At 56.9% G+C, this 12,878-nt stretch carries 11 protein-coding genes, 2 tRNA genes and 1 other RNA gene; 9 read left to right on the top strand and 5 right to left on the bottom strand.

Going from position 1 to position 12,878, the window contains the following annotated elements; genetic code table 11:
- Nucleotides 1-16: 16 nt before the first annotated feature.
- Nucleotides 17-1,219, bottom strand: coding sequence for an efflux RND transporter periplasmic adaptor subunit (locus JK621_RS08320; protein WP_212559390.1), 1,203 nt, complete (start codon nt 1,217-1,219; stop codon nt 17-19).
- A 295-nt stretch (nt 1,220-1,514) separates the two neighbouring features.
- Here JK621_RS08320 and JK621_RS08325 point away from each other — a divergent pair, with 295 nt between their 5' ends.
- Nucleotides 1,515-1,871, top strand: a complete 357-nt coding sequence (locus JK621_RS08325; RefSeq protein WP_212559391.1) for a helix-turn-helix domain-containing protein — start codon at nt 1,515-1,517, stop codon at nt 1,869-1,871.
- Nucleotides 1,872-1,994: 123 nt separating this feature from the next.
- On the opposite strand, the gene JK621_RS08330 is transcribed toward JK621_RS08325, so the two are convergent.
- The 3 genes from JK621_RS08330 to JK621_RS08340 form a co-directional block, all read right to left on the bottom strand.
- Nucleotides 1,995-2,084: transfer RNA gene (locus JK621_RS08330), tRNA-Ser, on the bottom strand.
- Nucleotides 2,085-2,308: 224 nt separating this feature from the next.
- A non-coding RNA gene (locus JK621_RS08335) (RtT sRNA) lies at nt 2,309-2,430 on the bottom strand.
- 46 nt (nt 2,431-2,476) lie between these two features.
- Nucleotides 2,477-2,566 (bottom strand) — tRNA-Ser (locus tag JK621_RS08340).
- 509 nt (nt 2,567-3,075) lie between these two features.
- Here JK621_RS08340 and JK621_RS08345 point away from each other — a divergent pair.
- From JK621_RS08345 to JK621_RS08370, 6 genes are all read left to right on the top strand, one after another.
- Complete coding sequence (locus tag JK621_RS08345) at nt 3,076-4,542, top strand: peptide MFS transporter (RefSeq protein WP_212560160.1); 1,467 nt, start codon at nt 3,076-3,078, stop codon at nt 4,540-4,542.
- 129 nt (nt 4,543-4,671) lie between these two features.
- Complete coding sequence (gene ghrA, locus JK621_RS08350; RefSeq protein ID WP_212559392.1) at nt 4,672-5,613, top strand: glyoxylate/hydroxypyruvate reductase GhrA; 942 nt, start codon at nt 4,672-4,674, stop codon at nt 5,611-5,613.
- A gap of 81 nt (nt 5,614-5,694) precedes the next feature.
- A complete protein-coding gene (locus JK621_RS08355; RefSeq protein ID WP_004943097.1) occupies nt 5,695-6,432 on the top strand; it encodes a phosphatase in 738 nt (245 codons plus the stop codon).
- 41 nt (nt 6,433-6,473) lie between these two features.
- Nucleotides 6,474-7,052, top strand: coding sequence for a TorD/DmsD family molecular chaperone (locus JK621_RS08360; protein WP_212559393.1), 579 nt, complete (start codon nt 6,474-6,476; stop codon nt 7,050-7,052).
- 167 nt (nt 7,053-7,219) lie between these two features.
- On the top strand, nt 7,220-7,873 hold the full coding sequence (locus JK621_RS08365; protein WP_212559394.1) for a tellurite resistance TerB family protein: 654 nt from the start codon (nt 7,220-7,222) through the stop codon (nt 7,871-7,873).
- Nucleotides 7,874-7,941: 68 nt separating this feature from the next.
- Nucleotides 7,942-9,975, top strand: coding sequence for a S9 family peptidase (locus tag JK621_RS08370; protein ID WP_212559395.1), 2,034 nt, complete (start codon nt 7,942-7,944; stop codon nt 9,973-9,975).
- Nucleotides 9,976-10,008: 33 nt separating this feature from the next.
- Here the strand turns inward: JK621_RS08370 and exoX are convergent, their stop codons facing one another.
- Nucleotides 10,009-10,677: an exodeoxyribonuclease X gene (exoX, locus tag JK621_RS08375; protein WP_212559396.1), complete on the bottom strand. Its 669-nt coding sequence runs from the start codon at nt 10,675-10,677 to the stop codon at nt 10,009-10,011.
- A gap of 649 nt (nt 10,678-11,326) precedes the next feature.
- Here exoX and JK621_RS08380 point away from each other — a divergent pair.
- A complete protein-coding gene (locus tag JK621_RS08380; RefSeq protein ID WP_212559397.1) occupies nt 11,327-11,752 on the top strand; it encodes a TraR/DksA C4-type zinc finger protein in 426 nt (141 codons plus the stop codon).
- A gap of 159 nt (nt 11,753-11,911) precedes the next feature.
- The gene (gene pip / locus JK621_RS08385) at nt 11,912-12,865 is read left to right on the top strand and encodes a prolyl aminopeptidase (protein WP_212559398.1); all 954 of its coding nucleotides are present in this window, start codon (nt 11,912-11,914) and stop codon (nt 12,863-12,865) included.
- The last annotated feature ends 13 nt before the right edge of the window (nt 12,866-12,878 follow it).

Genomic DNA, 12,878 nt, shown 5'->3' on the forward strand with positions numbered 1-12,878 from the left:
GTTCTCTGCTGGTGGCTTAGTTGACTGCGGAAGCGGGCGTGTTGGCGGCCATCACGACGGTTTTCGCATTGACCGGCATCCCTGACATAAACACTTTCTGCATGCCATCGACGATCACCCGATCGCCCGCAGACAGGCCTTTCTGCACGATGCGTAATCCATCCGCCACGCGGCCTACTTCGATATCGCGCCGCTGCGCCTTGCCGTCCTTGTCGACGACATAAACGAATTTGCGGTCCTGATCGGTCATCACCGATTTATCGTCGATCAGCATGGCGTTGAACTCGGCGCTGCCGGGCATCTGCACTCGTGCAAACAGCCCAGGAGTGAAGCGGCGCTCGCGGTTTTCTAGCTGAGCGCGCATGCGAATGGTGCCGGTACCGGCATTCAGCTGGTTATCGGTGAAATCGACAACGCCCTGATGCGGGTAGCCGTCTTCACCTACCAGGCCGACCTTGACCGGCAATTTCGCCTGCGGATCCTGGCTGCGTTGGCCGTCGCGCGCCATGTTCTGGTAACGCAGGAAGGTGGATTCATCAACGTCGAAATAGACATAGACCTTATCGAGCGACACCAGCGTAGTGAGCACGCTGGCGCTATCTCCGGTGGTGACCAGGTTACCGGCGGTGATCATGGCACGGCTGGCGCGCCCGTCGATCGGGGCGGTCACCCGGGTAAAATCGAGGTTAAGCTGCGCAATATCAAGCTGAGCCTGGGCCGCCAGCACGTTGCTTTGCGCCTGCGCGGCGGAGGATCGGCGCTGTTCCCACACCTCGGTCGAGATCGCCTGGGTGCCGATCAGTTTCTCGGTGCGGCTGGATTCGCTGCGGGCCAACGCCGCCTGATTACGCGCTCGTACCAGTTCGGCCTGAGCCTGTTCACGGGCGGCGCGGTAGGTGCGATCGTCGATGGTGAACAACACCTGGCCTTTTTTAACCTCGTCGCCTTCGGTGTAATTCACCTTATCGATATAGCCGGAAACCCGCGGGCGTAGCTGAACGCTTTGCACCGCTTCGATCCGGCCGTTAAAGGCATCCCACTGGCTGATGGGTTTTATTACCACGTTAGCGGCGCTGACGGCCGGTGGCGGGGGAGCCGCATTTTGAGCGACGCTGTTGTCGCACCCTGCCAGCAGGGCGACCAGCAGCGCTACCGTTGAAAGGCGCGTGCTGAAACCGATGCTGTGAGCGTTAAACAATGAGTTTGGCTGGCTTGGCATTATTTTTATTCCATGGGTGAGCGCGGTCAGGCCATACACCCGGCCCTGTTATCCGGGTAACGTCCCTGGCCTGTAACCGGCGGCAGAGCAGTTGCGTCGTTCATCGGCACAACGTTAGGTTTTGAAACACATTGTTGTCACATTAATGTATTAATATCGGTTACATTAACTGGGTGGATTATAGAAGCGCCTATTCTATAAATGCAATAATAAAAATTGCATTTAATGCAAAACTGCTGCAACGTAGTGGTATAGGGCAGCAGGACTTACCTGCCAATGTCATGGGAGCGTCAGCATGAACAGCACGGGTTTTATTACTGATTTGATTGAGTGGATTGACAACAATCTGGAAGAGAAACTGGATATCAATACCGTGGCGGACCGCGCGGGATATTCCAAATGGCACCTGCAGCGCATGTTCAAACGCCAGACCGGCTACGCGTTGGGGGAGTATATCCGCATGCAGAAGCTGAGGGTTTCCGCAGAGCGTCTGGCCAACAGCGGCGAACCTATCGTCAGCGTGGCGATATCACTCGGCTTTGACTCGCAGCAATCCTTCAATCGCAGTTTTAAACGCCAATTCGGCCAGACCCCGGGCGACTGGCGCCGCGCCGTGATGCAGCCGCAGATCGCCGCCAGCCGCGCACACTGAGACGGATTGCAGACAACAAAAAAGCCTGAACTTGCGTTCAGGCTTTTTCTTTGGAATATGGCGGTGAGGGGACGTATAAAGCAAAAAAGCCTGGACGCGAATCCAGGCTTTCTCTTCAAAATATGGCGGTGAGGGAGGGGTTCGAACCCTCGATACACTTACGCGTATACACACTTTCCAGGCGTGCTCCTTCAGCCACTCAGACACCTCACCGTATTTTTTCGTTGCGTACTCATTGGTGCAACGGGGCGCTACTATAGGGAGTGGGGGCGATCCGGTCAAGCAGAATTTCTGCGTTTCGGCGCGTCCGCTCACGCGCTGCTCAGTTTGTCGAAAACTGCGGCAAACCCAGTGGACCGTTAGCTCTGCGGGCATTTTTCCTGAATTGCAGACAACAAAAAAGCCTGGACGCGAATCCAGGCTTTCTCTTTAGAATATGGCGGTGAGAGAGGGCTTGATTCGCTGCGCTCACCCTGCGGGCCGCCTTTGGCGGTCCAAAACGCGATGCGTTTTGTCAAACCCTGTCGAGGCTTCTCACCCCTCTCTACGGGGATTTATAAAAGCAAAAAAGCCTGGACGCGAATCCAGGCTTTCTCTTCAGAATATGGCGGTGAGAGAGGGGTTCGAACCCTCGATACACTTACGCGTATACACACTTTCCAGGCGTGCTCCTTCAGCCACTCAGACACCTCACCGTTTTGTAGCATCGCTAACGCATTGCGCTGTCGACGGGCGCTAATGTAGGAGAATCTGATCCCAGCGTCAACCCTCTTGTGACATAACAATGACTGTTTAGCCAAAGTTGCAGCAATTTGCTGATTTCCCGAGCGATAAACCGTTGGCCAACGCGTGTCTGAGGGGTAATAACGGCGCTAAATTATCTAGCAGGATAATGTTTGAGCGCCTTGGTATACATCAGCTCAATATACCAGCAGCTAAGTCTTATGCTGTGCTGTTATATGCATTAATACTGGATTATTAGTCATATGTATCGCTAAATAGATCGCTGCTGACGCGGAGGATTTGGCAAGGAATATCACACCGCCGCGCAGGTCGTCGGGCCGTACGCCGGCGATAACGCAGACAGGGACTGATCAATTAAAATAACGGACTCGACGAATTTCAACGGGCAGCCAGCGGCGCTGCGGCTTGAAATACGACGGGCATCATGCAGCAGAGGTTTACTTTGACTCCATCGGACTCCATGCCGGCGGCGCATCAGCGCCACGCCATTCCCCCGGGCGCCGGGGCACTGTTTTTTATCCAAATCTTCGCCACGCTGGGTTTTGCCGTGCTGTACTCCACGCTGGTGCTTTATGCCACCAAACGCCTGGGCTTTAGCGAGGGCAGCGCTAACGCCATGATGGGGGTGTTCGGCGCCTTCAACTATGGGCTGCATATGTTCGGCGGTTACCTGGGCGGGCGCTTTCTGAGTAACCGCAACCTGTTCGTACTGGGTATGGTGCTGCAGGTGATCGGCTGCGCGCTGATTGCCGTGGCGGGCGTTTGGGGCCTGTATTGGGGGCTGGCGATGTTCCTGACCGGCAGCGGGCTGAACGTCACCTGCATCAATATGATGCTCACCCAGCGCTTCAAACCGGATGACGATCGGCGCGAATCGGCGTTTTTGTGGAACTACGCCGGGATGAACCTGGGTTTCTTTGTCGGTTTTACCGTGGCCGGCTATTTCCAGTTGAGCGAAAACTACCGTGCGCTGTTCCTGTTTGCGACGTTGGGCAATGCTGCGGCGATTATCGTCGCCGTCAGCCGTTGGCGCATTCTGGCCGATCTCAACACACCGCTGCATGACGCCAGCCGCGCGCAATACCGCCGGCGTATGCTGGTGGGGCTGGCAGTATTGGTGGCGCTGGTGCCCATTATCCGGGTGATGCTGACCCATGCGGAATTCAGCGGCCACTTTGTGATTGGCCTCGGCATACTGATTTTCCTGATGCTGTGCGTGGTCACACTGCGTCACCACCCGCGTGCGGAGAGCCGCCGCATGGTGGCGTATCTGATTTTGGCACTGGGCTCATTGGTATTTTGGGCGTTGTACCAATTGGCGCCTATGGGGCTGATGCTGTTTTCCGAACACAATGTCAACCTGAACGTCTACGGTATTCAGGTCGCTCCGCAGTGGATCCAGAATATCAATACGCTGGTGATCGTCGTGGGCGGGCCGCTGATGGCCTGGTGGTTTAACCGCTTGCGAGCGCGTGGCTGCAATATCGATATCCCGTTGCAATTCTCCGGCTCGCTGTTTTGCATCGGGTTGGGCATGCTGGTGTTGCCACTGGGCATCAGCCTGGCCGGTGGCGACGGGCTGGTGGCGTTTAAATGGATTGTAATCAGCTACATACTGCAGAGTATTGGCGAACTGATGATTTCCCCGATCGGCTACGCGATGATCGGCAAGCTGGCGCCACCGCGTTATCAGGGCGTCATGATGGGCTGCTGGATGATGGTCACCGGCGTCGCTTCGGTGTTGGCAGGCTATGTCTCCGGCCTGATGCCGGAAAACAGCGGCAGCACTCCGGCGCTGACCAACCCCGGCTACAGCGAAATATTCAGTGCGCTGGGCTGGGGAGCGGCGGGCGTTGGCGTGGTGATGTTGATTCTGATCCCGCTGTTGCGCCGGTTGATAAGGCACGATGCCCCCGTCGCTGCCTGAGCCCCCGCAGGACAAAAAAACAGCCCCACTGGTCGGGGCTGTTTGCGTTTTTGGCTTTAACGCTTGCATCTGTCGGCGAATCGCGGAAGTCTGGATGAAAATGCATAAAAAACAGACGGAGCCTGACCGATGAACATCATTTATTACCACCCTTTATTTAACGCCCGGGATTGGCTGACAGGCATCAAACAGCGTTTGCCGCAGGCCAACGTTCGCGAATGGCAACCCGGCGACGATCGCCCGGCGGATTATGCGTTGGCGTGGCGTCCGCCGCAGGAGATGCTGGCTAACCGCCGGCAACTGAAAGGGGTGTTTGCCCTGGGGGCGGGCGTCGATGCCATCCTCGAACAAGAGCGCCGGCATCCCGGCACGTTACCGGCGGGCGTTCCGCTGCTGCGCCTGGAAGATACCGGCATGGCGCAGCAGATGCAGGAATATGCGTTGAGCTGCGTGTTGCGTTACTTCCGTCGTTTCGACGAGTATCAATTGCTGCAACAGCAGCAAAAATGGCAGCCGCTCGATCCCCATCAACAGGATGATTTCACCATTGGCATCCTCGGTGCAGGCGTTCTGGGGAAAAGCGTGGCGCAAAAGCTGGTGGAGTTCGGTTTTAACGTACGTTGCTGGAGCCGCAGCCCCAAGCAGATCGATGGCGTTGAGAGTTTTGCCGGCGCAGAGCAGCGCACTGCGTTTCTCGAAGGTACCCGGTTGCTGATCAACTTGCTGCCCAACACGCTGGAAACCGCCGATATCCTCAATCGCCACCTGTTCGCGCATTTGGTGCCGGGAGCCTATCTGATCAACATCGCCCGCGGCGCGCATCTGGTTGAGGACGATCTCTTGCAGGCGCTGGAGCAGGGGCAGATTGCCGCCGCCACCCTGGATGTGTTCGTCAACGAGCCGCTGCCGCAGGCACATCCGTTCTGGCGTCATCCGCGTGTCACCATTACCCCGCATATTGCTGCCATCACCTTGCCGGAACAGGCGATGGACCAGATAGCCGCCAACATCCGCACTCTCGAGGCCGGGCAAACGCCGGCCGGGGTGGTGGATATGCAACTTGGCTACTGACCTTTCGGTGACTCACCTGCTAAGCTAATAAGAAACCCGGTCTGTCGCTGTCCCTTTGGCAGGCCGCCAGAAGGAGAAATAATGTACCCTGTTGATTTGCATATGCACACCGTTGCCAGCACCCACGCCTACAGTACGCTGCATGATTACATCGTCGAAGCCCATCAAAAGGGCATCAAACTGTTCGCCATCACCGATCACGGCCCGGATATGGCCGATGCGCCGCATTATTGGCATTTTATGAACATGCGCGTCTGGCCGCGCCTGGTGGATGGCGTAGGGATCCTGCGCGGTATCGAGGCCAACATCAAAAACCTGCAGGGCGATATCGACTGCACCGGGCCGATGTTGAACGAAGTCGACGTGATTATCGCCGGTTTCCACGAGCCGGTGTTTGCGCCGCAGGACAAGGCGGCCAATACCGAAGCGATGATTGCCGCAATGGCGCAAGGGGATGTGCACATTATCAGCCATCCCGGCAACCCAAGGTATCCGATCGACATCGCGGCGGTCGCCGCAGCGGCGGCGAAGTATGAAGTGGCACTGGAGCTGAATAACTCGTCATTCACCCATTCACGCAAGGGCAGCGAGGACAATTGCCGGGCGATTGCCGCCGCGGTGCGTGATGCAGGCGGTTGGCTGGCGCTGGGTTCTGATTCACATATCGCTTTCTCACTCGGCGGCTTCGAGCACTGTGAACGCATCATCGCTGAAGTGGAATTCCCGCAGGAGCGGATCCTCAACGTCAGCCCACGGCGCTTGCTGGACTTTCTCGAGCGGCGTGGCAAGCCGGCGATTGCGGAATTGGCCGATTTGTGACATCGTCCCGGCAAATTTTCCGTATTGTATAAGGCATTATCATGAATGAGTTTTCCGTTGTTTGCCGCGTGCTGGGTACGCTGTTTTACCGTCAGCCGCAAGATCCGCTGCTGGTGCCGCTGTTCACGCTGATTAAAGAGGGCAAGCTGCAGCAACACTGGCCGCTGGAGCAGGACGAACTGCTGGCGCGCTTGCAGCAGGGGTGTGATGTGAACCTGCTTTCCGCCGATTTCAACGCGATGTTTGTCGGCAGCGAATGCAGCGTGTCGCCGTTCCGTTCCGCTTATGTGGAAGGGGCAACGGAGGCGGAAGTTCGCGCTTTCCTGCAGCAACGCGGCATGCCGCTGGGCGAAGCGCCGGCCGATCACTTCGGCTCTCTGCTGCTGGCTGCCTCCTGGCTGGAAGACCAATCGCAGGAAGACGAAGTACAGGCGCAAATCACCCTGTTTGACGAATATCTGTTGCCTTGGTGCGGCCGTTTCCTCGGTAAAGTGGAAGCGCACGCCACCACCGGTTTTTACCGTACGCTGGCGCTGCTGGCCCGCGAGTCGATTCAGGCGATGCGTGACGAACTGGCAGAGTATGAGCAGGACGAAGAACAGCCGGGCGAAGAAGGCTGAAGCACCAAAAATGGCGGGCCTGCGCGGCCCGTCATCGTTTTCTCCACGCTAAACACAGGTTTTCATCCCCCATACGTAAGTTGACAAAAAATCCCCTAATCTGGCGGTTCATCGGCGTCGGCTCTTCCGTGCCTGCGCGCCTCGTTTCCTCACGCAAAGGGTAGAGCATGAAAAATAACTGGATGCAGCAGATTCAATCGATGATTGGGCAAAAGGCCGGTTCCATCGGTGGGGCGGAAGGCATTGGCAAGTTGCTAGCCCCGACCGCGTTGGGGGGGCTGGTGGGCGTTTTGCTGGCAAACAAGTCTTCGCGCAAGCTGGTGGGCAAGTTCGGCAAGAACGCCTTGATTATCGGCGGCAGCGCGGCCGTCGGCGCAGTGTTGTGGAATAAATACAAGCAGCGGGTGAAAGAAACTCATCAGGATGAACCGCAGTTTGGCTTACAGGCCACGCCGGTGGATCTGCGCGCCAAACGGTTGGTGCAGGCGCTGGTGTTTGCCGCCAAGAGCGACGGCCATATCGATGCGGAAGAAAAACGCGCCATCGACCACAGCCTGGAACAACTGCAGGTGGGTGAGGAAGCGCAAAAATGGGTGCAGGAGGCGATCGACCAACCGTTAAACCCGGATCTGATCGCCCAAAGCGTGAAAAACGAAGATGAGGCGCTTGAGGTGTATTACCTCAGTTGCATGGTGATCGACGTCGATCACTTTATGGAACGTGGCTATCTCGATGCGCTGGCGCAGTCGTTGAAGATCCCAGCGGACGTCAGGCAGGGCATTGAAAACGACGTCAACGAGAAAAAACGCGAGCTGGCGTAGCGCCGCTTGGCAAGCCGGGGGGAATCGTGTCACTCTTGCCTTAATCAAGGTAAGCGGATGATTTAGCAATGATGACACCCCCTAAGGCAGAAAAACGACCTTATCCCATCACCACCCACGGCGACACGCGCGTGGATGACTACTATTGGCTGCGCGACGACGAGCGTGCAGATCCTCAGGTGCTGGACTATCTGCAAGCGGAAAACGCCTTTACCGATGCGATGTTGAAACCGCAGCAGGCGCTGCGTGAAACGCTGTATGAAGAGATGGTGGCGCGTATTCCCCAGCAGGAGCACTCGGTGCCTTACGTCAGGCACGGTTACCGTTATCAGACCCGTTTCGAGCCGGGCAACGAATACGCGATTTATGTTCGTCAACCAGAGGCGGAAAGTGAGCGTTGGGATACGCTGATCGACGGCAATCAGCGCGCTGAACAACGTGAGTTTTACACCCTCGGCGGTTTGGAAGTCAGCCCGGACAACCATAAACTGGCGGTAGCGGAGGATTTCCTGTCACGCCGCCAGTATGACATTCGCTTTAAAAATCTGAGCGACGACAGTTGGGCCGACGAAGTGCTGGAAAACACCTCCGGCAGCTTCGAATGGGCGAACGACTCCGCCACCGTTTATTACGTGCGCAAGCACGCCAAAACGCTGCTGCCATACCAGGTGTATCGCCACGTGGTGGGCACAGATCCGCAGCACGACCAACTGATCTACGAAGAGCTGGACGATACCTTCTATGTCGGGCTGGAAAAAACCACCTCCGAACGTTTCATTCTGATCCACCTGAGCAGTACCACCACCTCGGAGATTTTGCTGCTGGACGCCGATCGCGCCGACAGCACGCCGCAGATGTTCGTGCCGCGCCGCAAGGATCATGAATACGGCATCGATCACTACCATCAGCATTTTTATATCCGCTCCAACAAGGACGGCAAGAACTTTGGCCTGTATCAGAGCGAGCAGGCGGATGAAGCGCAGTGGCAGGAGCTTATCGCTCCGCGTCTCGAGGTGATGCTGGAGGGCTTCAGCCTGTTCCGTGACTGGCTGGTGGTGGAAGAGCGCAGCGAAGGCCTGACCCAACTGCGCCAGATCCACTGGCAGAGCGGTGAAGTGAAACGTATCGCTTTTGACGATCCGACCTATACCACTTGGCTGGCCTACAATCCGGAGCCGGAAACCGAACTGCTGCGCTACGGCTACTCTTCGATGACCACGCCGACCACGCTGTATGAGCTTAATCTCGACAGCGGCGAGCGCGTAATGCTCAAGCAGCAGGAAGTGAAAAACTTCACGCCGGAAAATTACCGCAGCGAGCGGGTGTGGGTGAAAGCGCGTGATGGCGTCGAGGTGCCGGTCTCGCTGGTTTATCGCCAGGATCGCTTCGTCCGGGGCAGCAATCCGTTGATGGTTTACGGCTACGGATCTTACGGCAGCAGTATGGATCCGGCCTTCAGCGCCAGCCGCCTGAGCCTGCTGGATCGCGGTTTCGTCTTCGTCCTGACGCACATTCGCGGTGGCGGCGAACTGGGGCAGCTGTGGTATGAGGACGGCAAGCTGTTCAAGAAGCAAAATACTTTCAACGATTTTATCGACGTGACCGAAACGCTGATCGCACAGGGTTATGGCGACGCCAAACGCGTCTTCGCCATGGGCGGCAGCGCCGGCGGCCTGTTGATGGGGGCGGTGATCAACCAGGCACCGCAGCTGTTTAACGGTATTGTGGCGCAGGTGCCTTTTGTCGACGTGGTCACCACCATGCTGGATGAGTCTATTCCGCTGACCACCGGCGAGTACGACGAATGGGGCAACCCGAACGAGCAGGCGTATTACGACTACATCAAGCAATACAGCCCGTACGATCAGGTGAAAGCGCAAGATTACCCGCACATGCTGGTGACCACCGGGCTGCACGATTCGCAGGTACAGTACTGGGAACCGGCCAAGTGGGTGGCGAAGCTGCGCGAGCTGAAAACCGACGATCGTCAACTGCTGCTGTATACCGATATGGATTCCGGCCACGGCGGCAAGTCCGGGCGTTTCAAAGCCTATGAGGATATTGCGCTGGAATACGCCTTTATTTTGGCGCTGGCGGAGTAACCTGCAGGCGGGCGGCGGTTGCCGCCCGCTTTTTCAACCAATCAGATAGTATTTCAGCGTATGCTTCATGTCCGGGCTGAGATCTTCAATGGACTTCAACATCCAGCGCAGATAGCCGGGATCTTCCTGCGCAATGCGATCAATTTCCTGCCCGCGATACTTGCCGAATTTGAATTTCTTCAGCAGCACCGGCTGTTCGGTGATTTGCGCCATGTGTTCCGGCGTCCACCCTGAATCTTTGATGATGCGTTGCAGCAGCGCAGCGGTGACATAGCAATCGTACAGCGCCCGGTGCGGGTACAGCGTGGTGTCTTGCGGCAGTTGCACCTCCAGATTCAATGCGTAGCGCAGATACTGGTTGCCGTATTTGATGTCCGGGTAAAGGGTGCGCGCCAGCTTCATGGTGCATATCCAGGCACCGCGCATTTCCGGCAGCACGCCGCGATCAAAGGCTGCGTTGTGCGCCACATAGTAGGGGCTGCCCAGATAGCGGCCGATCGCCACCGCGATGCGCGGTTTACCCTCGACCATCTGTTCGGTGATATGGTGGATAGCCATCGCATCAATGCCAATAGGCCGATCGGGGCTGACCAAATCGCTCATCGGGTTGGCGATGTGGCCGTCGATCAGGTCGACGGAGGCGACTTCCACCACGCCGCCGTCCAACCCGCAGGTTTCAGTGTCTATTACGCGTAAAATCATGGTTTCCTCAGGGGCAACGGCACAGCATCAGCTTAACCGGCAGTAGCGCCCGTGCCAACCTTTGGGGCGGTTTTCCGCAATCAGCACCCCCTGGGAGCTACCCGGTACGCTGGCATCCCATATTGCGAGGGACCCCGTCACCGGTAGGGCCGGCACGGTTAGCCATCAAGGCGACAATGCCATGTTGTTGCGCATAACTTGCCAAATTAGCGCTGTCGGTGGGGTAACCGGTTTGAGAAGCCCACAGGCCGGCGGCGTAGACAAGGGGGCATCGATATCCACTTCGGTAATTTCAGCCAACAAAAAACCCGCCTCGGCGGGTTTAATTACGGTTAGAAGTTCGCTTACTCGCCGGACGTTTGCTCTTTTTTGGCGCGTTTGCCTGCACGTTTTTCTGCAGGGGTTTTCAACGGCTTCTTCTTCGCATTTTTCTTGCTATCCATTCCCTTACTCATGTTGGCCTCTCAGTTACCTATGGGTGGGTGGTTTGCTTAGCCATTAACCACCTTACGCCGGTTGGTTGCAAGCATGAAAACGTATGTTTTGGTCAATCGCTTGTTAAGCGTGAGTATTTTGTTTTTTTATGAAAGGCTGCTCAATTGGTTTGTTATGTTATAATGTAACAAATTAACGATTACCGGAGAGCGCAATGACCGTCGTTTCCTTGTTAAACCCACAGCAGCTCCTGGCCATGCCGGAGTCTGATTATATGAACCCGGCACAGCAGGCGTTTTTTCGCCAACGCCTGCTGGAGGAGCAGCAAAAACTGCTGCTGCACATAGAGGCGTTGAAACGTGACATCGACGGCGGTGAGGTGACCGGCGACGAAGCGGATAAAGCCGCGCGTGAAGAAGACCTGCGATTGCTGTTCCGCCAGTTGGATCGCGAAAGCCGCTTGCTGCCAAAGATCGCTGCGGCGCTGACCCGGCTTTACAACGGCGAATATGGCTACTGCCTGGAAACCGGAGAACCTATTGGCCTGGCACGTCTGCTATTGCGACCCACGGCGGAACTGAGCATTGAAGCGAAAACCGCTCAGGAAATGCGTGAGCCGCACTTGCGCAAGAGAGGCTGATGCGAAGATTGGCTGCCTGGGGCAAAGGGCATTTTGCAGTCATTTTAAGCAAACGCACGTTAACTTGTTGGAGACTGTAGGAGTTTTCGGGTTTTACCGTTGACCTGATGGGCCGCTTCGGCTTTTATGAGGGTACGACCACAGAGAGACGGAAGCGCCATGGAACAATTACGAGGTTTGTACCCGCCGTTAGCAGCGTATGACAGCGGTTGGCTGGACACAGGGGATGGCCACCGGATCTACTGGGAACTGAGCGGCAACCCTAAGGGTAAGCCGGCGGTATTTATTCATGGCGGGCCGGGCGGCGGTATTTCCTCCTATCACCGCCAACTGTTCGATCCGCAGCGCTATAAGGTGCTGCTGTTCGATCAGCGCGGCTGCGGCCGCTCCAAACCGCACGCCAGCCTGGACAACAACACGACCTGGCACCTGGTGCAGGACATTGAACGCCTGCGCGAAATGGCCGGTGTGGATCAATGGCTGGTGTTCGGCGGCTCATGGGGATCGACGCTGGCGCTGGCCTATGCGCAAACCCATCCGCAGCGCGTTAGCGAACTGGTGTTGCGGGGTATTTTCACGCTGCGCAAGCAGGAGCTGAGCTGGTATTACCAGGATGGTGCTTCACGCTTCTTCCCGGAGAAATGGGAACGCGTGCTGTCGATTCTTTCAGAAGAAGAGCGCAAGGACGTGATCGCGGCCTACCGCCAGCGTTTGACCTCAAAGGATCTGCAAGTGCAGCTCGAAGCGGCGAAGCTGTGGAGCGTGTGGGAAGGGGAGACGGTAACGCTGTTGCCAAGCACCGAGTCCGCCTCCTTTGGTGAGGATGACTTTGCGCTGGCGTTCGCCCGCATCGAAAACCACTACTTTACCCATCAGGGCTTCCTGGACAGCGATGACCAGTTGCTGCGCAACGTTTCGTTGATTCGCCATATCCCGGCGGTGATCATCCATGGCCGTTACGACATGGCTTGTCAGGTGCAAAATGCCTGGGATTTGGCGAAGGTCTGGCCGGAGGCGGAGTTGCATATCGTCGAGGGGGCCGGACACTCCTTCGATGAACCGGGTATCCTGCATCAGTTGATGCTGGCTACCGACAGGTTTGCCGCAAAATAACGCAAAACCCGCC

It is taken from the genome of Serratia plymuthica (assembly GCF_018336935.1).
In the GTDB taxonomy this organism is placed as follows: Bacteria; Pseudomonadota; Gammaproteobacteria; order Enterobacterales; family Enterobacteriaceae; genus Serratia; species Serratia plymuthica_B.

Bases quoted from the DNA above. Each gene is read 5' to 3' on its own strand.
- JK621_RS08365 (WP_212559394.1), top strand. From the start codon at position 7,220: ATGAAAAATAACTGGATGCAGCAGATTCAATCGATGATTGGGCAAAAG.
- JK621_RS08355 (WP_004943097.1), top strand. From the start codon at position 5,695: ATGTACCCTGTTGATTTGCATATGCACACCGTTGCCAGCACCCACGCC.
- exoX (WP_212559396.1), bottom strand. From the start codon at position 10,677: ATGATTTTACGCGTAATAGACACTGAAACCTGCGGGTTGGACGGCGGC.
- JK621_RS08380 (WP_212559397.1), top strand. From the start codon at position 11,327: ATGACCGTCGTTTCCTTGTTAAACCCACAGCAGCTCCTGGCCATGCCG.
- ghrA (WP_212559392.1), top strand. From the start codon at position 4,672: ATGAACATCATTTATTACCACCCTTTATTTAACGCCCGGGATTGGCTG.
- JK621_RS08370 (WP_212559395.1), top strand. From the start codon at position 7,942: ATGATGACACCCCCTAAGGCAGAAAAACGACCTTATCCCATCACCACC.
- JK621_RS08345 (WP_212560160.1), top strand. From the start codon at position 3,076: ATGCCGGCGGCGCATCAGCGCCACGCCATTCCCCCGGGCGCCGGGGCA.
- pip (WP_212559398.1), top strand. From the start codon at position 11,912: ATGGAACAATTACGAGGTTTGTACCCGCCGTTAGCAGCGTATGACAGC.
- JK621_RS08320 (WP_212559390.1), bottom strand. From the start codon at position 1,219: ATGCCAAGCCAGCCAAACTCATTGTTTAACGCTCACAGCATCGGTTTC.
- JK621_RS08360 (WP_212559393.1), top strand. From the start codon at position 6,474: ATGAATGAGTTTTCCGTTGTTTGCCGCGTGCTGGGTACGCTGTTTTAC.
- JK621_RS08325 (WP_212559391.1), top strand. From the start codon at position 1,515: ATGAACAGCACGGGTTTTATTACTGATTTGATTGAGTGGATTGACAAC.